Raw genomic sequence first — 23022 nt, 5'->3', positions numbered from 1 at the left:
CCTCAGCGCAGCAGCGGCGCGTCGGGTAGCTCGTTCAGGCGTGGCGCCGTGGCGCCAGCGTCGCGCGGGAAGTGCGCCACCAGCAGCGCGTCCACCGCGTCGATGGCTTCGATCAGCCCCTGCTCGAAGTGGCCGGCGCGGAAGGCCGCGCCCATCGCATCGACCAACGCCTGCCAGTGCTCCGCCGCGACGCACCGCGACAGCGCTCGGTCGGCGATCAGCTCGATGCGGCGTTCCGCCAGCAGCAGGTAGATCAGCACGCCGTTGTTGTGCTCGGTGTCCCAGACACGCAGCTTCGCGAACATCGTGACTGCGCGCTCGCGCGCCGAAGCGTCGCGCCACAGATAGCTCAGCGGCAGGCTGGCCTCCACGCAGATGCGGATCTCGCCGTTGTGGCGGGCCTCGCTGTCGGCCACGCGCTGCTGCAGCCTTGCCAGCGCCTCGGCGGGCAGCACGCGGCGGGCGTCGTCCTCGTCCCAGAGACGGTGGCGAATGAGTCGCTTGATCGACAGGCGCGCCATCACCAGTCTCCCGAGGCGCCGCCGCCGCCGAAGTTGCCACCGCCGCCGGACGAGAAGCCGCCTCCTCCGCCCGAACCACCCCCGCCACCAAAGCCACCGCCGCCGCCCCAGATGATGGGCGGCACCATCATGCCGCCGCGTCGCGTGCCACCTGACGAGCGCCTTGCCGAGCCGATGCCGAACAGGCCCACCAGCACCAGGGCCGCGACGGCGGCAATGCCCGCCATGACGAGGCCGCCGCCATAGGCCCAGCCGGCCGCCCCGGCAGCGCCTGCCGTGGCCACGCTGCCCAGCTTGCGGCCGAGCATGCCGGTCAGCAGCATGCCGACGACCGGCACGCCGATGAAGAACAGCGCGCCCAGGTCCTGGAAGCCGAAGCCTTCGTCGCCGCGCGCAGGCGGGGCGGGCGCGGGCAGCCCTTCACCGGCAATGCGCGCCTGCAGCTTCTCGATGGCGGCCTGCAGCCCGCCGGCATAGTCACCGGCCTGGAAGGCGGGCTTCATGGCCGTGTCGATGATCTGCCGTGCGGCGAGGTCGGGCACGGCGCCTTCCAGCGCCTTGGCCACCTCGATGCGCATCTTGCGGTCGTTCTTGGCGACGACGATCAGCAGCCCGTCGCCCACGGCGCGGCGGCCGATCTTCCACTGGTCGGCCACGCGCTGGGCATAGGCGGCGATGTCCTCCGGCGCCGTCGTGGCGATCATCAGCACCGCGATCTGCGGGCCGGACGCCTGCTCGTAGGCGGCCAGCCGGTCCTCCAGCGCCTGGCGCTGCACCGCGTCGAGCGTGCCAGTCTGGTCGATGACGCGGGCGCTCAAGGCCGGCACCGGCTGCACGCCCTGAGCCTGGACCCACGCCGCTGCCATCAGCAGCAGCAAGGCGATCAGCCGGCGCATCGCGCGGTCACTTCGACGCTGCCGGCATGGCTGGGCTTGGGGGCTTGGCCGTGCCGAAGTCCACCGTCGGCGCGGTCGTGATCGCCTCCTCGTTCTGCACGGTGAAGTTGGGCTTGGCCTTGTAGCCGAACACCATCCCGGTGAGGTTGTTCGGGAAGCTGCGCGCATGCACGTTGTACGAAGCCACCGACTGGATGTAGCGATTGCGTGCCACGGTGATGCGGTTCTCGGTGCCTTCGAGCTGCACGCGCAGATCCTGAAAGCCCTGGTTGGCCTTCAGGTTGGGATAGTTCTCGGTGACGACCAGCAGGCGGGACAGCGCGCTGCTCAGCTCGCCCTGCGCAGCCTGGAATTTTTTCAAGGCTTCGGCATCGTTGACCAGTTCCGGCGTGACTTGCACGGCGGTGGCACGGGCGCGCGCCTCGACGACGCGGGTCAGCGTTTCCTGCTCGAAGTTGGCCTCCCCCTTGACCGTGTTGACGATGTTTGGAATCAGGTCGGCACGGCGCTGGTATTGGCTCAGCACCTCGCTCCAGCTGGCGGCGACCTGCTCGTCCAGCGTCTGGAACTGGTTGTAGCCGCAGCCCGACAGGCTGGTGGCGAGGGCCAAGGCGGCGAGGGTTCGGATCATGGGCGCATTCATGCGGGCATCTCGCTGCGAAAAGGTGAAGCACCTCTGGGCAAACAGCGCTCCCGGCAACGGGCGCGGCGCCTTGCATGCCAGCGGGGATAATTTCGGCCATGTTCGCCCCCCTGCAAAACGACACCTTCCTGCGCGCCTGCCTGCGCCAGCCGACCGACCACACGCCCGTCTGGCTGATGCGCCAGGCCGGCCGCTACCTGCCCGAGTACCGCGCGTCGCGCGAGAAGGCCGGCAGCTTCATGGGCTTGGCCACCAATGCCGACTACGCGACCGAGGTGACGCTGCAGCCACTGGAGCGCTACCCGCTCGACGCCGCCATCCTGTTCAGCGACATCCTGACCGTGCCCGACGCGATGGGCTTGGGCCTGAGCTTCCAGCAGGGCGAGGGCCCGAAGTTCGCCAGGACTGTGCGCGACGAGGCCGCCGTGGAGGCACTGGAAGTGCCTGACATGGACAAGCTGCGCTATGTCTTCGACGCCGTCACGTCGATTCGCAAGGCGCTGAACGGCCGCGTGCCGCTGATCGGCTTCTCCGGCAGCCCGTGGACGCTGGCCTGCTACATGGTCGAAGGCGGCGGCTCCGACGACTACCGGCTCGTCAAGAGCCTGATGTATTCGCGCCCCGACCTGATGCACCGCATCCTCGACGTGAACGCCCGCTCGGTGGCGGCCTACCTCAACGCCCAGATCGAAGCCGGCGCCCAGGCCGTCATGCTGTTCGACTCCTGGGGCGGCGTGCTCGCAGATGGCGCCTTCCAGCAGTTCAGCCTCGCCTATTCGCGCCAGGTGCTGGCAGCGGTGAAGACCGAGCACGAAGGCGTGCGCATCCCGCGCCTGCTGTTCACCAAGGGCGGCGGCCTATGGCTGGACGAGATCGCCGATGCCGGTGCCGACGTCGTAGGCCTGGACTGGACGATGAACTTGCGAGCCGCCCGCGCCCGCGTCGGCGACCGGGTCGCGCTGCAAGGCAACCTCGACCCCAACGTGCTGTTCGCGCCGCCCGAGGCCGTGCGCGCCCAGGTGCGTGCCGTGCTGGACAGCTTCGGCAGGCCGGCGGCGGGCAGCGGCCACATCTTCAACCTGGGCCATGGCATCAGCCAGTTCACGCCGCCCGACAGCGTCACGGCGTTGGCGGACGAAGTTCACAGCTACTCGCGCCGGCTGCGCGCAGCGGTCTGACAAAACGAGAAATTTGCACTTGGCCCGCGACTTATCCCCAAAAGTTGGTATACGAGCCGGCGCGTTGAAGATTGGTGCGGCGCAAATTGGCGTTTTCCCGAGTCGCCGCTAAGTGGTTGATTTGTAAGGGACGCCCCCAAACGAAGCATTGGGCCACTTGGGGGCAGTTGGCCCAGCGTGTGGGCGGTGGCGGTTCTTGCCGGCTGATTTGCTCACAAACTTATCCACAGAAATTGTGGGCAACTCAAGAAGTCTTACTAATCAAGAACTTGGCCTTGGTTTCTGAGCCAACGCTTCACAAGATGCCCGGAGCTGCACGTGACTGAAAGCAAGGGCGCTGGCGTCGTGCGTGTCGCTGTCGACGCCCCCCAGCACAGTGGCCTGAACGGCCCGCTTGACTATGCGAGTGAGCAGGCGCTCGCCTCCGGCACGCTGGTGCGCGTGCCGCTGGGCAGGCGCGAGTTGTTGGGCGTCGTCTGGCCGGGCGAGGCAGTCGGCCAACCCGAGATGGCGCTGCGGCCGGTGGCGGCCGTGTTCGCCGCGCTGCCGCCGCTGGGCGCGGACTGGTGCCGGATGCTGGACTTTGCCGCCGGCTACTACCAGCGCAGCGTCGGCGAGCTGGCCAGCGCCGTGCTGCCGCCGCAGCTGCGCGAGCTCTCGCCCGAGCAACTCGTCGCCCGCCTGCGCAAGCTGGACAGGAAGCCCGCCAAGGCCGCCGCAGCGTCGCCGGTGAAGCCGCCGCTGGCGCCCGAGCAGGCCGAGGCCGTCGCCCGCATTGAGGCGCAACTGGCCAGCGCCGCGCCCAGGCCGGCGCCCAGGCCCGCACTGCTGTTCGGCGTGACCGGCAGCGGCAAGACCGAGGTCTACCTGCGCGCCGCCGAAGCCGCGCTGGCCGCCGGCCGCCAGGTGCTGGTGCTGGTGCCCGAGATCAACTTGACGCCCCAGCTCGAAGCCCGCTTCACCGAGCGCTTCGCCGCGCTGCTGCCGCAGCCGCTGGCCATCGTCTCGCTGCACAGCGCACTCACGCCGGCCCAGCGCCTGCAGAACTGGCTGGCCGCCCACCTCGGCCGCGCGCGCCTGGTGCTGGGCACGCGGTTGGCTGTGTTCGCGTCCATGCCGGAGCTGGGCTTGATCGTCGTCGACGAGGAGCACGACCCCTCCTACAAGCAGCAGGACGGCGCTCGCTACTCGGCACGCGATCTGGCCGTCTGGCGCGCGCACGACCTCAAGGTGCCCGTCGTGCTCGGCTCGGCCACGCCGTCGCTGGAGAGCTGGCAGCACGCCGAATCTGGACGGTATGAGCGACTGACGCTCGCCGCCCGCATCGGCGGCGGTGTGCTGCCTCGCGTGCGCCTGTTCGACATGAAGTCGCTGCCCGCCACGGCCGGCGTCACCACCGCGCTGACCGCACCGCTGCTGGCCGCACTGAAGGAGCGCCTGGATCGTGGCGAACAGAGCCTTGTCTTCCTGAACCGGCGTGGCTACGCGCCGGTGCTGCATTGCGGCGAATGCCAGTGGAAGAGCGACTGCCCGCACTGCAGCGCCTGGCGCGTCTTCCACAAGCGCGACCGCACGCTGCGCTGCCACCACTGCGGCTTCACCGAGCGCGTGCCCAGCGCCTGCCCCAACTGTGGCAACCATGACATCGCGCCCATCGGCCGTGGCACGGAGAAGCTGGAAGAGCAACTCACCGAGGCCTTGCCCGGCGCCCGTGTGCTGCGCATCGACGCCGACTCCACGCGCCGCAAGGGCGAGCTGGAGACGCAGCTCAAGGCCGTGCACGACGGCGACGTGGACATCCTCGTCGGCACGCAGATGATCACCAAGGGGCACGACTTCCGCCGCATCCGCTTCGTCGCGGCGGTGAACCCAGACGGCGCCCTCTTCAGCAGCGACTTCCGCGCGCCAGAGCGCCTCTTTGCGCTGCTGATGCAGGCCGGCGGCCGGGCGGGGCGAGACGCGTCAGGTGAAACGCCGGCCGAGATGTGGGTGCAGACCTGGCATCGCGAGCACGCGCTCTACCAGGCGCTGGCCCGGCACGACTACGTGCGCTTTGCCAACGACCAGCTCGCCGAGCGCCGCTCTGCCAGCCTGCCGCCGTTCTCGCACCTGGCTCTGCTGCGGGCCGAGGCGCGCACGGCGGACGCGGCCAAGGCTTTCCTTTTGGCTGCGGCCGAGCTGATGCATGACGAGGGTGTGCTCGTCTACCCGCCGGTGCCGCACGCCGTGGCGCGCGTGGCTGACGTTGAGCGGATGCAGATGCTGTTGGAGGCCAGCCAGCGCGCCCGGCTGCAGGCCGCGCTGCGTGCCTGGGTGCCTGAGTTGATTGCGCTCAAGCGCGTACACAAGGCCGTGCTGCGCTGGGCGGTGGACGTCGATCCGCTGGCGATTTAGGCGTCGCGTTTCAGCGTGCTGGCCAGCGCCGTCGCCCGGCGCAGGTCGGCCTTGCGGCGCAGCATGCGCGGCAGCAGGAAGGCACCTGCCAGCGCGGCGAGGGTCAACGCCAGGCTGCCGGGCTCGGGGATGCGGTTCAGGCGGACGTTGTCGAGGTTGCCGCCCAGGGCATCGCTGCTGCCCACCGACGCGAAGCTCAGCAGATTGCGGCCGGCCTGCGCCGTCACGAGGTACTCGTGCTGGCTCCAACTGTTACCGCTGCCGCCAAGGCCGATCAGCGTGTCGCCGATCTGCACGCCATTCCAGAACACCTGCATGCCATTCGTCGACGCCGCCTGGAATTCGCGCGGGGCGTACCAGAAGCGCAGGTCATAGCGGTCGCCGCCGCTCATGTTGTCCAGGTACTGGCCGATCAGCGTGTTGCCGTTCGTGTCCAGTTCGAGGTAGTTGTGGCCGTCCTGGGCGCTGCCGGCGACGTTGTTGCGGACTTCGAAGCCGGAGCCTGGGCCGCCCAGCCACGTCCATCCGGCGATGCTGGGCACATTGACCCAGCTGCCATTGCCCACCACCGCGCTCTCGAAGCTGCCGTTGACGATCAGGTTGCCGGCCGGAGCGGGCGCCGCCATGGCGCAGGCGCCGAAGGCGGTGAGCGCGAGCAGGGAGAGAAAGCGTTTCATGGGCGGCCAGCTTGTTGGATTGGCCGCGATTCTTCGGCCTTATCCGCCTGGCGCCGGGTGCAGACTTCACACCGCCAGCAATGGCCCCCTCAGGCAGGGGTGCGGCGTGTGACGCAAGTCACCCAAAGGCGATGTCAGCGGCGGGGCTGATGGCCGAGAGTGCTGGCCAGCGCGCTGGCGCGGCGCTGTTGTTCCTGCCGGCGCAGCAGCCGGGCGACGGGGCGCGACAGCGCCAGGCCTGCCAGGCACAGGGCGATGAGCAAGGGGCCGGTGTCGACCTGGGTGGCCAGGTCGCTGAAATTCGCGCCTTCGACGGATGCTTGACGAGTGCCGGCCCAGGGGCTGCCGTCGTTGAGCGTGCTCAGGCCGGCTGAGGACAGGCGGCCGGCGTCGGCGATGACGGCGACCGTGGTGTCGGCTTGCGGGCGTGCGTCACGAGAGGCGCCAGCGAAGGCGGTGGAGCTCAGAGCGACGAGGATGGTGGCGTGGACCAGGACTTTCATGATGCGGGGCTCACCTTGAGAGGAAGTGCTGTAACGCATTGTTCGCAGCCTACCGTGGCCAGGGTGTGAACACTTCACGAGCTTGAGGGGGCCCCCCGCGAATGGGCGAGTCATTCGGTCGCGGTGTCGAGACGCGCGGCCGCCTTGGCGGCTAATTCGGCGCGAATGCGTTTTAGCTTCTCGCGCGGGTCCTCGCGCGTGCTGCCTTCGTGCAGCTTCATCTCGGCCAGAAAGCGGCTAGGAATGCCCACAACGGTGTCGCGGCCTTTCTTGCGCCGGCGCAGTGTGGAGACGGCCAGCGTCGTGCGCGCGCGGGTGATGCCCACGTACATCAGCCGCCGTTCCTCCTGTAGCGCCTCCACCGTCAGCTCGGCTTCCTCTCGCTTGAAGGGCAGCAGGCCCTCGTTGACGCCCGCCAGCACGACGTGTGGCCACTCCAGGCCCTTGGAAGCATGCAGCGTCGTCAGCGTGACCTGGTCCTGGTCCTCCCCGCGCTCGGCCAGGGACAGGATGACGGAGATGGTCTGCGCCACGTCCAGCACGCTCTGCTTGGGCTCGGTGAAGCTGACGCCGCCTTCCTCGCTCTGCTGGCCGCCGCAGCGCTTGGCGATCCAGTCGACGAAGTCCAGCACGTTGCCCCAGCGTGCCTGGGCGACCTTCTCGTTCTCTTCGTTGTCGAGCAGGTGGGCTTCGTAGCCGATGTCTTTCAGCCATTCCGTCAGCATCGCGTGTGCGGCGGTGTGGCCCTCGGTGTGCTTGGCCTTGTACTGCAGCTCGTTCACGGTGCGGCCGAACTCGTGCAGGCCGTCGATCGCGCGCTTCGTCAGCGCGCTGCCCAGCGACTCGGCAAACAGCGCCTCGAACATGCTGCACTTCCACTGCGCCGAGAACGTGCCGAGCGAGCCCAGCGTCTGGTGGCCGATGCCGCGCTTCGGCGTCGTCACGGCGCGCAGGAAGGCGGGGTCGTCATCCTGGTTCACCAGCAGGCGCAGCCAACCGCACAGGTCCTTGATCTCGGCCTTGTCGAAGAAGCTCTGGCCGCCCGACACCTTGTACGGGATCTGCGCGCGGCGCAGCGCCTGCTCAAAGATGCGCGCTTGGTGGTTGGCGCGGTAGAGGATGGCGAATTCGCGGAACTCCGCAGCCTTGCCGTCCGCACGCAGTTGCTGGATGCGCGCCACCGCCCGCTCGGCCTCGTGCTCCTCGCCGTCGGCCTCCAGCAGCACGACCGGCTCGCCGTCGCCGTACTCGCTCCACAGCTTCTTCTCGAAGATCTTGGGGTTGCCGGCGATGACGTTGTTGGCTGCGCGCAGGATGTTGCCCGTCGAGCGGTAGTTCTGCTCGAGCGGAATGATCTTGAGGTTGGGGTAGTCGGTCGGCAGCCGCTTCAGGTTTTCGATGGTCGCGCCGCGCCAGCCGTAGATGGACTGGTCGTCGTCGCCCACGGCCGTGAACATGCCGCGCTCGCCCACCAGCGCCTTCAGCAGCTCGTACTGCACGGCGTTGGTGTCCTGATATTCGTCCACCAGCAGGTAGCGCAGCTTGGCCTGCCACTTCTCACGCACCTCGCGCGCGTCGGCGTGGGTGGTCAGCAGCCTCAGTGGCAGCGTAATGAGGTCGTCGAAGTCCACCGCCTGGTAGGCGGCCAAGCGCTCCTGGTAGCGCACCATGACGGCGGCGGCGGCGCGCTCGTCGTCATCCTTGGCCACCTGGGCGGCCTGGGCCGCATCCAGCCCTTGGTTCTTCCACAGCGAGATGGTCCACTGCCAACGCCGCGCCTGGTTGATGTCGGTCGTGCTGCCGGCGTCCTTCAGCACGTTGAGCACGTCGTCGCTGTCGAGGATGGAAAACTGCTCCTTCAGCCCGACGCGCGTGCCTTCCTCGCGCAGCAGCCGCACGCCCAAGGAGTGGAAAGTCGAGATCGCCAGATCCTTGGCCGCCTTGTTGCCCACCAGCGCCTTGGCGCGCTCGCGCATTTCCTGCGCGGCCTTGTTCGTGAAGGTGATGGCGGCGATCTGGCTGGCCCGGTAGCCGGACACCAGCAGCTGCGCGATCTTGGTCGTGATGACGCGCGTCTTGCCCGAGCCCGCGCCGGCAATGACGAGGCAGGGGCCGCTCAGGTGGTAAACGGCTTCGAGCTGGGCCGGGTTGAGGGTGGCGGCGGGAGTGGGCGACATGGCAATTGTTGATGGCGCGGCAATTGCGGGCCGAGCGCCGGGCCGCTCCCAAGCCGGCCCGTCTTGGCGATGTGCTTGCCGGTCAATCCGGCAAGCATCGCCGTCCCCTCGGGGGACCGGCCAAGGTACGCCTTGGACGAGGGGCGCACATCATGCCACTCTGGCCACGCCCTCTCCCGGTAGCGCCCTTAACCCCAGCCCCAGCAGCAGCAGCGTGAAGAAGATGAAGCCGATGCGCGGCGCGTCCAGCAGGCTGTCGAAGGCGCCCACGGCGCCGAAGCCGATCAGCGCGGCGACGATGGCTGGGGCGAGCGGGTGGTCGCGGCCGCGGCCGAAGCTCAGCCGCACCAGGGCCAGCAGATAGGCCGAACCCACCAGCGCCAGGCCCACCAGGCCTTGCTCGAACAGCACATGCAGCGCCGCATTCTTGATGTGCCAGGGCAGGTGGTAGCGGTCGCTGGAGAAGAACCAGTGCGCCATCTCGCGGTTGAAGTCGCCGTTGACGAGCAACTGGTGGCCTTGCGAGTCCTGCATCGCGATGCGGGCGATGTCCAGGCGCCCGCCGCGCGTGTTCAGTGCCATCGAGAAGGTCACGAAGCGTGGCGCCCACCAGTCGCCACCGAGGTTGGCCACGTCGCCGACGCGGATCTGGCGGGTCTGCCAGGTGCCCATGTCGTTCGGACGGGTCGGCGGTAGGTCGGCCGTGAGATCGGGCGGCACGTCGGGTTTGGCAGGCGCCAGTGTGACTTCGGTGCCAGTGCAGTTGTCTGGGTAGATCAGGTTCTTTTCGCAGATGTCCAGCACGAGGTTGGTGTCGGCGGCCACGCGGTGGACGAGCGTGAGCGTGACCGGCCCGTGCGCCGGCGCGACGATGCGCTGGCTGAGGCGGAACTGCTCGCCCCGCCCCAGCAGGTGGCGGCCACCGGTCAGCGCGAGAAAGGCCTCGGCCTCGTCGGTGCGCAGCCGGTAGTCACCAATCTGCGAATCAGGCGGCCCTTCGTAGAGATTGCTGCTGACGAAGCGGCCACTGCCCTTGCCCAGCAGCCATTGCCGGCCGCCGTGCAGCAGGCGCAGGCCGTCGTGCCAATGGGTCAGGCGGGTATGGCCGTCTTCCTTCCAGGTGGCGACGCGGTCGCGCAGGTAGGCGCCACCGCCCAGGGCCGCGACGACGGCCATCACCAGAAGCAGCCCGGCCACCAGCAGCGCGCGCTTGCGCCAGCCGGCCTTGCCGGTGCTGGTGAGCGGCCACAGGCGCGGCTCCAGCAGCATGGCGGCCCACAGGCCGGCCAGTGCCAGGCCGGCGGCCAGCGCCGTCCAGCGGCCGGCCGTGCCGCCCCAGTAGTCGGCCACGATGACCATCGTGGCTACCAGCCAGAACCAGGCCGCCGTCATCAGCACCACGTAGACGGGGCGCGTCTGGCCCGGCACGTTGCGCCAGCGCAGCGCCGCGCAGCACAGCAGCGCGACGCCGTTGAGCACATAGGCCGCCTTGGGCACGGCCATCGACAGCGCCCAGCTCGCGCCGCCCAGCAGCAGCGCCAGCACGCCGCCCATCAGCAGGGCCGTCAGCCGCTGCCCCAGGCCGGGCCGCCACAGGCTGGCCGGCATGGTCAACAGGATGACCATGACGAAGAACAGCGCCAGCAGCCCACGGTAGCCGCCGCCGCCGAAGACCAGCGCCGCCGCCAGCGCGAAGGCGCCCGCCATGGCCAGCGCGCCCAACTTGGCCAGGCGCGGCATGGGTTCGTCCACGGCGCCCAGCGTGCTGTCGATGTGGCTGCTTTCCGGGCCTGACGAGGCCGCGCGGCGGCGCTGGGCGTCGGCCAGCAGCACCATGGGCACCAGGGCCAGCGGCAGCGCCAGGTAGACGCCGCGCGAGAACGTGGTGAGGCAGGCATAGGCCGCCAGCAGCGCAATGATCATTCCGACGCCGAACTGCCAGGGCGAGCGCGTACGCAGCACGGCCAGCAACGCAAAGGGCAGCGTCAGCACCAGGAAGCCGTCCAGCGTGGCGCCACCCACGTGCATTTCCCAGAACAGGGCGGTGGTGCGGTAGTCGGTGGAGAAGTCCAGCAGGCCGGTGTAGGCCAGCCGCTCCCACAGCGCGGCGGCGCTGCCGGCGGCCAGCGAGATGACCAGCCCGAGCAGCAGGCCGCGCGAGAAGCCGCGCGGGCGGGCGGCCGCCGCAGCCGTCCACAGCGGCAGCAGCGCCAGCACGAGGAAGATGGCCTTGCCGTTGCGCACCGAGTTCATGGCCTCGTGGTAGCCGTGGAACCAGCCGAAGCTGAAGCCGCCCGCATCGGCAAAGCCGCGTTTCACGCTCCACAGCGCCGACAGCGCCAGCGCCAGGATGAGCACCAGCACGGCCGGTGAATAGACGAGGGCATGCCGCCAGGCCGGCGCGCGGTCGCGTGCGTTGAGCTGCAGCGCGTAGGCCAGATAGCCGCCGCAGCCGCAAGCCGTGACGAGGAGATCCATCTCCTCGAAAGTGATCCAGCCGCTCCACGGCGCCAGGCCGATCAGCGGCAGCGGCGCGAACAGCAGCACCGGCGTCTTGACCCAGAAGAGCGCCGCCAGCAGCACGGTCGCACCCCAGGCCGCCAGCGCCAGCGGGCCGGACAAAGGGTGGTGCCAGGCCAGTTCGGCGCCGAGCACGCCCAGGGCCAGGCCGGCCACAACGGCCAGCCATTGCATCTTGGTGGCGGGCAGCCTGAGCTGCAGCTCGCCCAGCCCCATAAAACCGGCCGCGGGCGCGGCGCCGACGGCGGCCATCAGCGTTTGCGACGCAGGCAGGCCAGCAGGCCGATGCCGGCCAGCAGCAGCGCCGCACTGGCCGGCTCGGGCACGGCGGTGACCTGGATGTTGTCGAAGCCGACCACCTCGCCCGGCCCGGCGTGGAATTCACCGTTGATGGTCAGGCTGGTCACGTTGGCGAGCACGCTGGCCAGCGACGGGCCCCAGCCGGCCGCAGGCGTCAGTGCCACGCTGTAGCGATGCCACTCGCCTTCGCCCACGGGCTGGCCGGCCTCGGCGACGTCGAGCAGCACGCTGCCGCCCGGGCCGCTGATGCGGATCTCACCGAAGCCCGGCCAGTCGTTCGACACGTCGTTGACCTTCTTGGCATCGAAGGACAGCGTGCCGCCCAGGTAGGCCGACCAGTTGCCCAGCCAGGCCGAGGGTGCGGTGAGCAGGATGTCGGTGTTGCCGTCGATGTCTTCTATCTGCAGCCAGCCACCGCCGTTGCCGCCGCTGCCCTGCCACGTCTGGGTGCCGCCGGTTGGCGTGGCCCAGCCTTCGTCGCCCGCGTCGAAGCCGGCGGCCGTCACGGCCATGGGAAGGGCGATCAGCGACGCGATCAGCAGCGAACGACGGGCCATGGGAACCTCCGCAGGTGGGGCGCGCATTGTTGCGCAGCGCCGCGATGGGCGCATCCCGAGAAGCCCGCGTTACGCGCCGGCTAAGCGCGCGGCTGCGCCGGCCGCAGCCAGCGCTTCCACCAGGCCGGCGGCTTGGGCCGGGCCAGGTCGGCCAGGTCGGCCGGCGCGGCGGCGCTGCGCTGCGGGCTCAGGCCCAGCCATTCGCGCAGTTCGTCGGCCAGTTCCTCGGCGCCGCGCGTGCGCAGCTCGGGCGACTCGGCCATCGCCGAGCGCAACACGGCGTCGAGCTTGATCTGCTGCGCCTCGCGCAGCTTCGGCCATTGGTCTGCCGCACTGCCGCGCAGCGGCGCCGGGCCCTTGGGCGTGTCTTCCCAGCCGCAGATCAGCACGCGGGCCAGGGCGCCCAGGCCGTAGACCTCGCTGGCCAGGCTGGGCGGCTCGCCGCCTCGGCGCTCGGGTGCGATGAAGGCGGGCGATGCGCCCAGGCTCAGGCCGCGGTCAAAGGGGTCGGTGGGGTCGGGAATGCGGGCCAGGCCCAGGCCCATCAGGCGAACGTCGCCGTCGGCGCCGAGCCACACCATGGCCGGGTCCAGCTCGGACAGCAGCCAGCCCTGCTGGTGGGCGGAGCGCAGGGCCTCGCAGAGCTGCACCAGCAGTTCGATGCGCTGGCGCAGGCTTAAGGCCTGCAGCCGAGGCAGCAGCGGCTCACCGTGCTCGCCTTCGAGGATGAGATAGGGGTGGGCGTCGGGCGTCACGCCGCTGTCGCTGGGCACGGCGATGTGGGGGTGCTGCAGCCGGGCGAGGTCGCCGGCCTGGTCGGCATAGCGCAGCATGACGCCGGCGCCCAGGTCGCTGCGGTCCAGCACGAGAACGGCCGCCTTCTGTGCGGTGGCCATCGCGTGGTGGGCGCTGTACCACTGGCCGGCATGGGCCTGCTCGCCGTCGGGCAGCGGCTTCTCCAGCCGCCACACGCCCAGCGCCTGGCCTTCGTCCAGCGGGGCGGCTCCGGCGGGCGGTGGCAGGGAAAGGTTGGGCATGCGCATCGGCGGCATGTTAGGGGGGACCCGTAGGCGCTTGCCATCCCACGCCGTCACAAAGCCGGTGCGGTCGCGCATTCGCTCACGCGGTCGATACTCCGCGCCCGATGCTCGCCGTCCTCGCCACCACCTTTCCCTTCTTCGCGCTGGTGCTGTGCGGCTGGTTGGCCGCCGAGCGCGGGCCGCTGCCCGACAGCGCCATTCCCGGGCTCAACGGCTTCGTGCTCTTCTTTGCGCTGCCCTGCCTGCTGTTCCGCTTCGGGCGCGACACGCCGGTGCTGGAGCTGCTCAACCCGGCGCTGCTCGGCGTCTACGTGGCCTCGGCGCTGCTGATCGTGTTTTTCACGGTGGCCGTCACGCTGTCGCCGCGCGTGGGCATGAAGGACGCCGCTTTAGGCGCGCTCGTGGCGGCGTTTCCCAACACCGGCTTCATGGGCGTGCCGCTCATCGTCGCGCTGCTGGGCAGTGCATCGGCCGGCGTCGTCATCAGCACCATCCTGGCCGATCTGTTCGTGACCAGCTCGGTCTGCATCGCGCTGGCGCGGGCCGGCACCAACCTGCGCGCGGAGCGGGCGGCCTTCGTGCAGGCGCTGAAAGCCGCCGGCTCCAACCCGCTGCCCTGGGCCATCGCCGCCGGGGCCGCCGTGGGTGCGCTGGACCTGCAGCTGCCCGGGCCCTTGAACAAGACCGTCGCGATGCTGGCCGACGCGGCCTCGCCGGTGGCCTTGTTCACCATCGGCGCCGTGTTGAGCCGCTCGGGCCGTGCCAACCGCGCCGCCGGGCGGGTCACGCCGCCGTCGCTCTACCTGCCGGTCGCGGCCATCAAGCTGCTGCTGCATCCGGCGCTGGTGTTCGCGCTGGCGGCCTCCGCGCGCTGGCTGGGTGCGCCCTTGTCGCAAGGCCAGCTCATCGCGCTGACGCTGGCGGCCGCGCTGCCCAGCGCCAGCAATGTGTCGCTGCTGGCCGAACGCTACGGCGCCGACAACGGCCGCATTGCCCGCATCATCCTGGCGTCCACGGCGCTGGCTTTCCTGACGTTCAGCGGCCTGGCGGCAATCCTGATCTCGGCAAGCTGATCACCACGCGCAGGCCGCCGCCATCGCGGTTGCCGAGCGCGATGCGGCCGTCATGCGCCTCGGCGATCTCACGGGCCAGCGCCAGGCCCAGGCCGGTGCCGCCTTGGTTACCAGGTTTTGATCCGGGCTCGGAGCGCTTGGTGGAATAAAACGGCAGCAGCGCCTGCGCCAGCACCGCCTCGCTCATGCCGGGGCCGCGGTCCAGCACCTCAATGCGCAGCTCGGCCGCAGTCTGCGCCAGCCGCAGCGCGATCTCGTCCGGCTCGCTGCCCGACTCGTGCGCGTTCTTGATCAGGTTCAGCAGCGCCTGCTCCACCTGCGCCGCGTCGAACCAGCCCGGCTCCGCAGGCACCTCACCGTCGAGGTTGAACTCGCCCAGCGTGGCCAGGCGGTTCAGGAACGGCGCCCACTCCACCGCCTCGCGACGCGGGTTCGGCAGCTTGGCAAAGCTCGCGTAGCCACTCAGGAAGCCATGCAGATGCGCGGCCCGCTCGCCGATGCTGGCCAGCACCTGCGGCAGCCGCTCCGTGTCGCCGCGCCGGGCCAGCTCCGCGCCGCTGTGAGCCAGCGACGAGATCGGTGCCAGCGAGTTGTTCAGCTCGTGGCTCAGCACGCGGATGACGCGCTTCCACGTCGCCACCTCGGTGCGAGACAGCTCCCGCGTCATGCGCCGCAGCAGCCGCAGCCGGTGCGGCTGGCCCTGCAGGCGGAAGGCGCGCGTGCTGTGGTGGAAGGTCTCTTCCACGCCCTTGTCAACTCCGTTCTCCAGCGTCACGGCAAAGAGCTGGTCCGCCTCGCTGGCCAGCGCCTCGCGCAGCGCCTCGGGCAGCGGCGCGATGACGGCAGCCATGTCCAGGCCGACGAGGCTGCGGCCGTCCCCCAGCAACTGGCGCGCCGCCAGGTTGGCGATGGCGATGCGGCCGCTGGGGGACGTCAGCACCAGCGCGACGGGCGTGTTCTGCACCACCGTGTCCAGCAGCAGCTCGCGTTGGGCCAGGTGCTGGCGCTGCTCGCGCAGGGCTGTGCCCATGTCGGCGTGCAGGCGGGTCAGCGCCCTCAGCTCACGCGGGCCGTCGGGCGCCAGGTTGAGGCTGAAGTCGCCATCGCGGTAGCTCAGCACGGCGCCCTCCAGCGCGCGCGTCAGCCGCAGCAGCGGGGCCAGCCAGGCGGCGGCCAACCAGGCGAGCAGCGGCAGCATCACCAGCACGGCGACGGCGAGCGCCGTGCCCGATTCCAGCCCCATTCGGCGCACGCCGAGGATGACCATCGGCGGCACGACGGCCGCCGTGGCGAGTGCCAGCAGGGCGCGGGCGCGCAGCGACAAGGTCAAGATGAAATCCCGTAACGCTCCAGTCGCCGGTACAGCGCCTGGCGCGACAGGCCGAGCTGCGTCGCCGCGCGGCTGACGATGCCACCCGCCGTGGCCAGCGCCGCCATGACGGCCTCGCGGCTCGGCTCATCCAGATTGCGATAGCCGCTGCCGTTGCTGGCCGCATCGTCCAGCCCGAGTAAGGACGGCGTGATCTCGCCGCCCCCGCACAGCAGCGCCGCGCGCTCAACGGCGTTCTTCAGCTCGCGCACATTGCCGGGCCAGCGGTGGGCCAGCAGCGCCTCGCGTGCGGCTTCGCCCAGGCGTGCGCGGCCGGCCAGGAAGTGCTCGGCTAACGGCAACACGTCGTCGCGCCGCTCGGCCAGTGGCGGCAGCTTCAGCTCGATGAGGTTGAGGCGGTAGAACAAGTCCTCGCGGAAGGCGCCGGTCTTGACCATCGCGCGCAGGTCCGCATTCGTCGCGCTCAGCACGCGTACGCGGGTCTGGCGCGTCTTGCTGCTGCCCAGGCGCTCGAACTGGCCCGTCTCCAGCACGCGCAGCAGCTTCACCTGGCCGGCCAGCGGCAGGTTGCCGATCTCGTCCAGGAACAACGTGCCGCCGTCCGCCGCCTCGAAGCGGCCCACCCGCGCCTTGGCCGCGCCGGTGTAGGCGCCGCTGTCGCTGCCGAAGAGTTCGGCCTCGATGAGATCGGCCGGCAACGCGCCGCAGTTCAATGCGACGAAGGGGCCGTCCTTGCCCGCCGAGTTCGCATGCACGAAGGCCGCGATGCGCTCCTTGCCCGCGCCGTTGGGCCCGGTGATGAGCACCGGCACCGGCGCGGCGGCGATCTGGCCGGCCAGCTCCAGCAGATTGGCCGTCGCGTCCGAGCCGAACACGACACCGGCCAGGTTGTAGCGCCGCCCCAGCGCCGCACGCCGCTCGCGCCGGGCCTCGCGCAGCTGCGCGATCTCGCGGTTGGCCTCGCCCAGCTCCAGCAGGTTCTCCACGGTGGCCACGAGCTTGGCGTCGTCCCACGGCTTGGCCAGGTAGTCCGCCGCGCCGGCTTTGACGAGTGCCACCGCCGCGTCCAGCCGCGTCCAGGCGGTCAGCAGGATGATGGGCAGGTCCGGCCGCTTGGCGCGGATGGCGCGGAAGAGGGACTCGCCTTCCTCGCCCGAGGTCGTGTCGGCCGTGAAGTTCATGTCCTGGATGACCAGTCCGAACGGCCGCGTCTCCAGCAGCGCCAGGCCTTCTGCTGGGCTGGCCGCGACGCTGGCTTCGATGTCGTGCAGGGACAGCAACAGCTCCAGCGCCTGGCACACGCCGGGGTGGTCGTCGATGATGAGGACGCGCCTCATGGCTGCGTGGGCGCCGGCCGCATCAGGCGCGATCCTTTGGCGATGTTGTTGCAGGTGGGGAGGCAGAGATGCATGCGGCGAGGATAGCGGCCCGCATTGGCGGCTGCGCTCACTGCGCCAAGCCAGAATCGCGACAGTTCCCCAGCGCTGCCCCATGCCCTCAACCAAGCAAACCTACGACTCGGCTTCCGCCCCTCGGCAGCTCAAGAAAGCCGGTGAAGCCAGCACTGCCGCCGAGGGCCTGACGCCCTTGCTGGGCACCCTTCGCCAGCTGATTGCCGATGCACACCAGCAGGTGCTGCGAGCGGTGGACGTGGTGCAGGTGCAGACCTGCTGGCACATCGGGCGGCATATCGTGGAGTTCGAGCAAGGCGGGGCGCTGCGAGCGGCTTATGGGCAGCGCTTGTTGCCGCAGTTGGGGCAGGCGTTGTCGGCGGAGTTTGGGCGCGGTTTTGACGCCAGCAATCTGCGCCACATGCGCGGGTTCTATCAAGCATTCCCAATTCGCGACGCGCTGCGTCGCGAATTGAGCTGGACACACTACCGCCTGCTGCTACAAGCTGCAGCTGTTCCTGATGGAGCTGGGCAAGGGCTTCGCGTTTGTCTCCCGCCAGCAGCGCATCAGCACCGAGACGCAGGACTTCTACATCGATCTGGTGTTCTACAACTACCTGCTCAAGTGCTTTGTGCTGATCGACCTGAAGACCGGGCCCTTGATGCACCAGGACGTGGGCCAGATGGACATGTATGTGCGCATGTATGACGAGCTGCGAGGGGGGCGAGGGTGACAACCCGACCGTGGGCATCCTGCTGTGCGGCAGCAAAGACAAATCGGTGGCGCGCTACTCCGTGCTCAATGGCAGCGAACAACTCTTCGCCAGCAAATACCGCCTGATCCTGCCGAGCGAAGAAGAGCTGCGGCTGGAGCTGCAGCGTGACCGCGAAGACATCGAAGCCCAGAGGCACCTGGGCAGCACTGAAAAACAATCATGACCGACGACGACACCCAACTCATCTACTCGCCGCTGTGTCGAACCCACAGCGCCGACGGGCACACGCTGCGCATCGAGATCTACCGTGGCGCGGGCGAGCCCTGGATTCTGGAGATCGAGGACGAACTGCGCACGTCCACGGTGTGGCACGAGGCGTTTGAAACCGACACCGCCGCATTGGCAGCGGCCATGGCGGCGATTGAGACCGACGGCGTTCACAGCTTTGTGACCGTCGCCCAGCAGGCAGCCAAGAAAGCCGAGCCCGAGCTGATGCGCCATCAGGGGCACGCTAGCCATCCCCCTCTGCCGGGCGGCGTACACGACATGATGACGCCACTGGCAGACGAGGAACTGGACGAACTGGAAAGCGTTCTGCTGGCCTTGGATGCCGACGAGAGCATGACGCTGGACACGCTCGACGGCTTTCTGCACGCCCTGGCGATTGGGCCGCAAACGGTGATGCCCAGCCAGTGGCTGCCCCGGGTGTGGGGCCAGGCGGGCGGCGCCATGCCGCCGCCTGTGGACGGCATGCATCAAGCCAACCACCTGCTGGGTTTGGTGATGCGCCACTTCAACAGCATCGTGTCTGGCTTTGAGCACCGCCCGCCGGTGCTGGTGCCCTTCTGGCCCACGGTTCATTACGGCGCTGCGGGCGAGTTTGAAGACGCGGAAATGTGGGCTTACGGGTTCACCGAAGGCGTCAAGCTCAGCCAGGCGGCGTGGCAAGCGCTGTTCAACCACCCGGACGGCTCACGCTGGTACCGGCCCATTGGTTTGCTGGGCGCAGACGAGTTCTCGGCCGACCAGGACGAGCTGACCCGCACACCCGCGCAGCGCGCGGCGCTGGCTGCGCAGATTGAGGAGAGCCTGATGCGCATCCATGCCTTCTGGCTGCCGCTGCGGCAGGCCGTGGCCGAGCAGCACGTGGCGAAACGGATGAGCACCAAGGTGGGCCGCAACGAGCCTTGCCCCTGCGGCAGCGGCAAGAAGTTCAAGAAGTGCTGCGGCGCGCCGTCCGAACTGCACTGAACTGCCCTTCAGGACACACGCAAGATGGCCGACGCCGCGTATCCAACAGGCCAGGCCCGCCTCGGGGCTCACCGCGACGCTGGCCTCGATGTCGTGCAGGGACAGCAGCAGCTCCAGCGCCCGGCCTACGCCGGGTGGTGGTCGATGATCAGAACTCGTCGCATGTTCACTTGGGTTCCAGCCAGGCGCGGTCCGGCCCGTTGGGCGAGGTCTCGCGGCGGATGCGGAAGACGGCGGCCGAGCGGGGCTGGCCCGCAGGCGGTGGTGTGAAGTCGAAGCGGCCGTTGGCCAGCGCGTGCAGTTCGGTGTGGGTCAGCCGGTCGTCCAGTGCAAAGGCGAGGGCCACGCAGTCCTCCGGCACGACGGTGTAGCGGACGATGCGGCCGCAGGAGTTGCGGTTGGCGCCGATGAAGTCGCAGATCTCTTCGCGCCTGGTGCCGGGCTTGAAGAAGACGAAGCGGTCCCAGCCGAAGCTCGTCAGCTTGCCGAGGTCCACCTCTTTCGCGCCCGGGTCACGCACCAGATCGCCGATGCGCTGGCTGATCATGCCGGGGCCGTTGGCGACCTCACTGCAGGCGACGAGGGCGAGACACAGGTACAGACCCAGGGTGGCGCGGAGGCGAGCACACATCGTGTTCACGCTGCTGCCCTCACTCCGGTGATTGCGGTGCATGCTCATGCTGATATTTGGAACGCGATGGCACTATTCACATATTTTCGAAAGGAGGGTTTCCACCTGCACCTTCTCCCTAGCAGTGTATAGAGTTTGTTTGGCAGCGGTTGAACTGCTCCACTCGAAAGTCAAGATGATCTTCAGCCCGCCGATAGAAGCATTCATAAAACTATTCGTCAAGGATCTCGAGGAGAACAACGTAGCGGTGTTCGCCGGCGCTGGGATGTCAAAAAACGCTGGGTATGTGGATTGGCCAGAACTCTTACGAGATATAGCTACGGAGCTTGGTCTTGACATTAAGTTTGAGCACGACCTGATCTCTCTTGCTCAGTTTCATGTCAATGAGCGTCAGTCGAACGCTGGCTTGGCGCGGAAAATTCTTGAAGAGTTCTCGGCGCAAGCGGAACCGTCGTCTTCGCATAGCATTTTGGCCAGACTGCCGATTCGAACCTACTGGACCACAAACTATGACAGCCTGATCGAGGACGCACTGAAGGCGGCCTTCAAGATCGCAGACATCAAGCACAGCGTAAAACAACTCAACCACACGCGACCGAAGCGTGACGCAGTCGTTTACAAGATGCATGGAGACGTAACGGAACCCGGTCAAGCTATTCTCTCAAAGCAACAATACGAGCGCTATCACGATACGCATGCAAGGTTCATTACGGCACTCAGCGGCGACCTCGTTTCAAAGACATTCCTGTTTATCGGCTTCAGCTTCAGTGATCCGAATCTAGATTACGTATTAAGCCGCTTATACGTCAGTCCTGACGCCGACAAGAAGCAGCATTACTGCTTCATGAAAAAAGACAAGGGTGTGTCACGCGAGAAGAAGAATGCGGCGGCATATCGAAATCGTAAGCTCGAACTTCGAATCGCAGACCTTAAGCGCTTCGGTATCCAGACCTTGCTGATCGACGATTACAGCGAGATTCAAAAAATTCTTGAAGAGATTGAAGTCAGATTTCGCAAGCGAACAGTGTTTATTTCGGGCAGTGCGGAAGAATTCGGAGCTTGGGATCGGCCCGCTGCGCAGCAGTTTGTCCACAACATGTCCGCCGCTTTGGTGAGAGCGAACTTCCGTGTTGTGAACGGATTCGGCTGGGGGATTGGTAGTGCCGTTATCAACGGAGCACTTGAAGCCATCTACGCTTCACCCGAGAAATATTCCGAAGATCAGTTAGTGATGAGGCCATTCCCCCAGTTCGCAAAGGATGCGAAACAACTTCCAATGCTTTGGGAGCAGTACCGACAACGCATGATTTCGCTCGGAGGAATCGCCATCTTCATCTTCGGCAACAAGATCGGTCCAGAGAAGACGATTATCGAAGCCAATGGCGTCATTCGGGAGTTTGAGATTGCAATTGAGCGTGGTCTAGTGCCAATCCCCATCGGAGTCACTGGGTATGCGGCCGAGACGCTCTTCAATAAGGTCATGGCGTCATCCAAGACGATTTACGGTCGCACCCCCGGGATAGTTTCTCTTGTGAAGGAATTAGGCAATAAAAATATCGATCACCCAGACCTCATTAAGAAGATTGTCCACATCCTCCAGTATCTGAATAAATAATCATGGCTAAACGCAAAATATTCTATAGTTTTCATTTTAACAATGACGTATTTCGGGTCCAACAGGTCAGAAATATGGGAGTTATCGAGGGTAATGAGCCAGTTTCGCCGAATACATGGGAGGACCTGAAGAAGAGCGATGCATCTGTCGAGAAGTGGATTGACGACAACATCGGCGGCAAGTCTTGCGTGGTGGTGCTGATCGGTACCGAGACCGCGAGCCGGAAGTGGGTTAAGTACGAAATAAAGAAGGCGGTGAAGGATGGCAAAGGTGTGCTGGGAATCCATGTGCACAACCTCAAGGACCCGAAGTCGGGAACCTGCACCAAGGGCACTAATCCCTTTGTAGGCCTCGGACTCTCACGTAACGGAGTCTCATTTGTTCCCAAGGTCTACGACCCGAAGTCAGATGATGCATACAACGACATCGCAAAGAACCTTTCGGTCTGGGTCGAAGCTGCGATTGCGCAGTAAGTAACAGAGTTGCTCGGTAGTGGCTTGGGCCTGCACTCCGATGGGGTGCAAGCTCCAGCTACAGATCGATCCGCCGATCGCTATTGCTCGCGTGTTTCCGTTTAAGACATTCGCGAATATCCAGACAAGCTCTGGCTGTCAGCAATCAGCCTGAAAGCCATCGACCCGCACTGTTCGTCATGAAGTGCGGACATCGTCGGCGCGGCTGCTCAGGCGCCACCGCCGCCAGCACCGTTGACCAATGCATGTACCGAGCGGAACGCAGTGCTAGGCTGCCCCGCCATGAGCGAACGGAAGATCGAGCTGTACGACGGCCCCGCCGGTGGCTGGGGCGCGCTGAAGAGCGTGGCCAAGCATTTGAACGAGCAGGGCGTGGCCGTGAAGGGCGCGAAGACCCTGCTGCACGCCAACCAGACGGATGGTTTCGACTGCCCCGGCTGCGCTTGGCCGGACCGGGACCATCGCTCGACTTTCGAGTTCTGCGAGAACGGCGCCAAGGCGGTGGCCGCCGAGGCCACCGCGCGGCGGGCGACGCCGGAGGTCATCGGCGCGAAGACGTTGGCCGAATGGGCCGAGGCGTCGGACTACGAACTGGAAGCCACTGGCCGGCTCACCGCGCCCATGCTTTATGACGCCGAGACCGACCGTTATCAGCGCACGACCTGGGACGCCGCCTTCGCGCTGATCGCTGCCGAACTGCGGGCGCTGCCGAGCCCGAACGAAGCCATCTTCTACACCTCGGGCCGCACTAGCAACGAGGCCGCCTTCCTCTACCAGTTGTTCGTGCGCGAGTTCGGCACCAACAACTTTCCCGACTGCTCCAACATGTGCCACGAGCCCAGCGGCGCGGCGATGAAGCCGACCGTCGGCGTCGGCAAGGGCACGGTGACGTTGGCGGACTTCGAGCAGGCCGACTGCATCCTCGTCTTCGGCCAGAACCCCGGCACCAACCACCCGCGCATGCTGGGCGAACTGCGCGCGGCGCGCAAACGCGGGGCGCGCATCGTCAGCTTCAACCCGCTGCGCGAGCGGGGCCTGGAGCGCTTTGCCGACCCGCAGAACGCGCTGGAGATGGCCACGCTGGGCGACTCGCCGATCAGCAGCCACTACTTCCAGCTCAAGGTGGGCGGGGACTT

Annotated in this window: 22 protein-coding genes and 1 pseudogene; 10 read left to right on the top strand and 13 right to left on the bottom strand. The window is 67.6% G+C overall.

Going from position 1 to position 23022, the window contains the following annotated elements; genetic code table 11:
- Positions 1 to 2: 2 nt before the first annotated feature.
- From ABIS05_RS04875 to ABIS05_RS04865, 3 genes are read right to left on the bottom strand one after another with little or no spacing between them, the layout of a single operon-like run.
- A complete protein-coding gene (locus tag ABIS05_RS04875; protein WP_348013219.1) occupies positions 3 to 521 on the bottom strand; it encodes a TPM domain-containing protein in 519 nt (172 codons plus the stop codon).
- On the bottom strand, positions 521 to 1417 hold the full coding sequence (locus ABIS05_RS04870) for a TPM domain-containing protein (protein ID WP_348013218.1): 897 nt from the start codon (positions 1415 to 1417) through the stop codon (positions 521 to 523). The genes ABIS05_RS04875 and ABIS05_RS04870 overlap by 1 nt, the downstream gene beginning before the upstream one ends.
- Before the next feature lie 7 nt (positions 1418 to 1424).
- Positions 1425 to 2048, bottom strand: coding sequence for a LemA family protein (locus ABIS05_RS04865; protein ID WP_348013217.1), 624 nt, complete (start codon positions 2046 to 2048; stop codon positions 1425 to 1427).
- A gap of 110 nt (positions 2049 to 2158) precedes the next feature.
- On the opposite strand from ABIS05_RS04865, the gene hemE reads away from it, so the two are divergent.
- Positions 2159 to 3238 (top strand): uroporphyrinogen decarboxylase, encoded by a 1080-nt coding sequence (hemE, locus tag ABIS05_RS04860; RefSeq protein ID WP_348013216.1) that lies wholly within the window; start codon positions 2159 to 2161, stop codon positions 3236 to 3238.
- Between the two features lie 318 nt (positions 3239 to 3556).
- A complete protein-coding gene (locus tag ABIS05_RS04855; protein ID WP_348013215.1) occupies positions 3557 to 5632 on the top strand; it encodes a primosomal protein N' in 2076 nt (691 codons plus the stop codon).
- Here the strand turns inward: ABIS05_RS04855 and ABIS05_RS04850 are convergent.
- The 6 genes from ABIS05_RS04850 to ABIS05_RS04825 all read right to left on the bottom strand — a co-directional run bounded on the left by ABIS05_RS04850 (position 5629) and on the right by ABIS05_RS04825 (position 13403).
- Entirely contained in the window at positions 5629 to 6309 is a 681-nt protein-coding gene (locus ABIS05_RS04850; RefSeq protein ID WP_348013214.1) for a hypothetical protein, read from the bottom strand. The genes ABIS05_RS04855 and ABIS05_RS04850 overlap by 4 nt on opposite strands.
- A 134-nt stretch (positions 6310 to 6443) precedes the next feature.
- Positions 6444 to 6812, bottom strand: a complete 369-nt coding sequence (locus ABIS05_RS04845; RefSeq protein ID WP_348013213.1) for a hypothetical protein — start codon at positions 6810 to 6812, stop codon at positions 6444 to 6446.
- A gap of 110 nt (positions 6813 to 6922) precedes the next feature.
- Positions 6923 to 8989 carry a UvrD-helicase domain-containing protein gene (locus tag ABIS05_RS04840; RefSeq protein WP_348013212.1) on the bottom strand — a complete coding sequence of 689 codons (2067 nt, stop codon included), beginning with the start codon at positions 8987 to 8989 and terminating at the stop codon, positions 6923 to 6925.
- Between the two features lie 150 nt (positions 8990 to 9139).
- Entirely contained in the window at positions 9140 to 11761 is a 2622-nt protein-coding gene (locus ABIS05_RS04835; protein ID WP_348013211.1) for a hypothetical protein, read from the bottom strand.
- Entirely contained in the window at positions 11761 to 12366 is a 606-nt protein-coding gene (locus ABIS05_RS04830; RefSeq protein ID WP_348013210.1) for a PEP-CTERM sorting domain-containing protein, read from the bottom strand. Before ABIS05_RS04830 ends, ABIS05_RS04835 begins: the two co-directional genes overlap by 1 nt.
- Before the next feature lie 80 nt (positions 12367 to 12446).
- On the bottom strand, positions 12447 to 13403 hold the full coding sequence (locus tag ABIS05_RS04825; protein WP_348013209.1) for a hypothetical protein: 957 nt from the start codon (positions 13401 to 13403) through the stop codon (positions 12447 to 12449).
- 107 nt (positions 13404 to 13510) lie between these two features.
- Here ABIS05_RS04825 and ABIS05_RS04820 point away from each other — a divergent pair, with 107 nt between their 5' ends.
- Positions 13511 to 14479 carry an AEC family transporter gene (locus ABIS05_RS04820; protein ID WP_348013208.1) on the top strand — a complete coding sequence of 323 codons (969 nt, stop codon included), beginning with the start codon at positions 13511 to 13513 and terminating at the stop codon, positions 14477 to 14479.
- Here the strand turns inward: ABIS05_RS04820 and ABIS05_RS04815 are convergent.
- The 3 genes from ABIS05_RS04815 to ABIS05_RS04805 form a co-directional block, all read right to left on the bottom strand.
- Positions 14442 to 15809, bottom strand: a complete 1368-nt coding sequence (locus tag ABIS05_RS04815) for a PAS domain-containing sensor histidine kinase (RefSeq protein ID WP_348013207.1) — start codon at positions 15807 to 15809, stop codon at positions 14442 to 14444. The genes ABIS05_RS04820 and ABIS05_RS04815 overlap by 38 nt on opposite strands.
- Entirely contained in the window at positions 15806 to 17146 is a 1341-nt protein-coding gene (locus tag ABIS05_RS04810) for a sigma-54 dependent transcriptional regulator (RefSeq protein WP_348013206.1), read from the bottom strand. The genes ABIS05_RS04815 and ABIS05_RS04810 overlap by 4 nt, the downstream gene beginning before the upstream one ends.
- Positions 17147 to 17306: 160 nt before the next feature.
- Positions 17307 to 17516: a hypothetical protein gene (locus ABIS05_RS04805; protein ID WP_348063217.1), complete on the bottom strand. Its 210-nt coding sequence runs from the start codon at positions 17514 to 17516 to the stop codon at positions 17307 to 17309.
- On the opposite strand from ABIS05_RS04805, the pseudogene ABIS05_RS04800 reads away from it, so the two are divergent.
- The 4 genes and pseudogenes from ABIS05_RS04800 to ABIS05_RS04785 all read left to right on the top strand — a co-directional run.
- Positions 17442 to 17648: pseudogene (locus ABIS05_RS04800) on the top strand (DUF1016 N-terminal domain-containing protein); the annotation flags it as partial. The gene ABIS05_RS04805 and the pseudogene ABIS05_RS04800 overlap by 75 nt on opposite strands.
- Before the next feature lie 73 nt (positions 17649 to 17721).
- A complete protein-coding gene (locus tag ABIS05_RS04795; protein ID WP_348013205.1) occupies positions 17722 to 17934 on the top strand; it encodes a PDDEXK nuclease domain-containing protein in 213 nt (70 codons plus the stop codon).
- 10 nt (positions 17935 to 17944) lie between these two features.
- Positions 17945 to 18139, top strand: coding sequence for a hypothetical protein (locus ABIS05_RS04790; RefSeq protein WP_348013204.1), 195 nt, complete (start codon positions 17945 to 17947; stop codon positions 18137 to 18139).
- Positions 18136 to 19167: a UPF0149 family protein gene (locus tag ABIS05_RS04785; RefSeq protein WP_348013203.1), complete on the top strand. Its 1032-nt coding sequence runs from the start codon at positions 18136 to 18138 to the stop codon at positions 19165 to 19167. Before ABIS05_RS04790 ends, ABIS05_RS04785 begins: the two co-directional genes overlap by 4 nt.
- 166 nt (positions 19168 to 19333) lie before the next feature.
- On the opposite strand, the gene ABIS05_RS04780 is transcribed toward ABIS05_RS04785, so the two are convergent.
- Entirely contained in the window at positions 19334 to 19798 is a 465-nt protein-coding gene (locus tag ABIS05_RS04780) for a hypothetical protein (RefSeq protein ID WP_348013202.1), read from the bottom strand.
- 175 nt (positions 19799 to 19973) lie between these two features.
- Between ABIS05_RS04780 and ABIS05_RS04775 the strand changes: the two genes are divergently transcribed.
- From ABIS05_RS04775 to ABIS05_RS04765, 3 genes are all read left to right on the top strand, one after another.
- The gene (locus ABIS05_RS04775; RefSeq protein ID WP_348013201.1) at positions 19974 to 21413 is read left to right on the top strand and encodes an SIR2 family protein; all 1440 of its coding nucleotides are present in this window, start codon (positions 19974 to 19976) and stop codon (positions 21411 to 21413) included.
- A 2-nt stretch (positions 21414 to 21415) separates the two neighbouring features.
- The gene (locus ABIS05_RS04770) at positions 21416 to 21886 is read left to right on the top strand and encodes a TIR domain-containing protein (protein WP_348013200.1); all 471 of its coding nucleotides are present in this window, start codon (positions 21416 to 21418) and stop codon (positions 21884 to 21886) included.
- A 282-nt stretch (positions 21887 to 22168) separates the two neighbouring features.
- On the top strand, positions 22169 to 23022 hold an 854-nt coding region (locus ABIS05_RS04765), incomplete at its 3' end, for a molybdopterin-dependent oxidoreductase (RefSeq protein WP_348013199.1).

It is taken from the genome of Roseateles sp. (genome assembly GCF_039929605.1).
Lineage (GTDB): Bacteria > Pseudomonadota > Gammaproteobacteria > Burkholderiales > Burkholderiaceae_C > Pelomonas.
The sequence above is the reverse complement of the archived record's forward strand: the minus strand, read 5'-3'. Positions and strand labels throughout refer to the sequence as shown.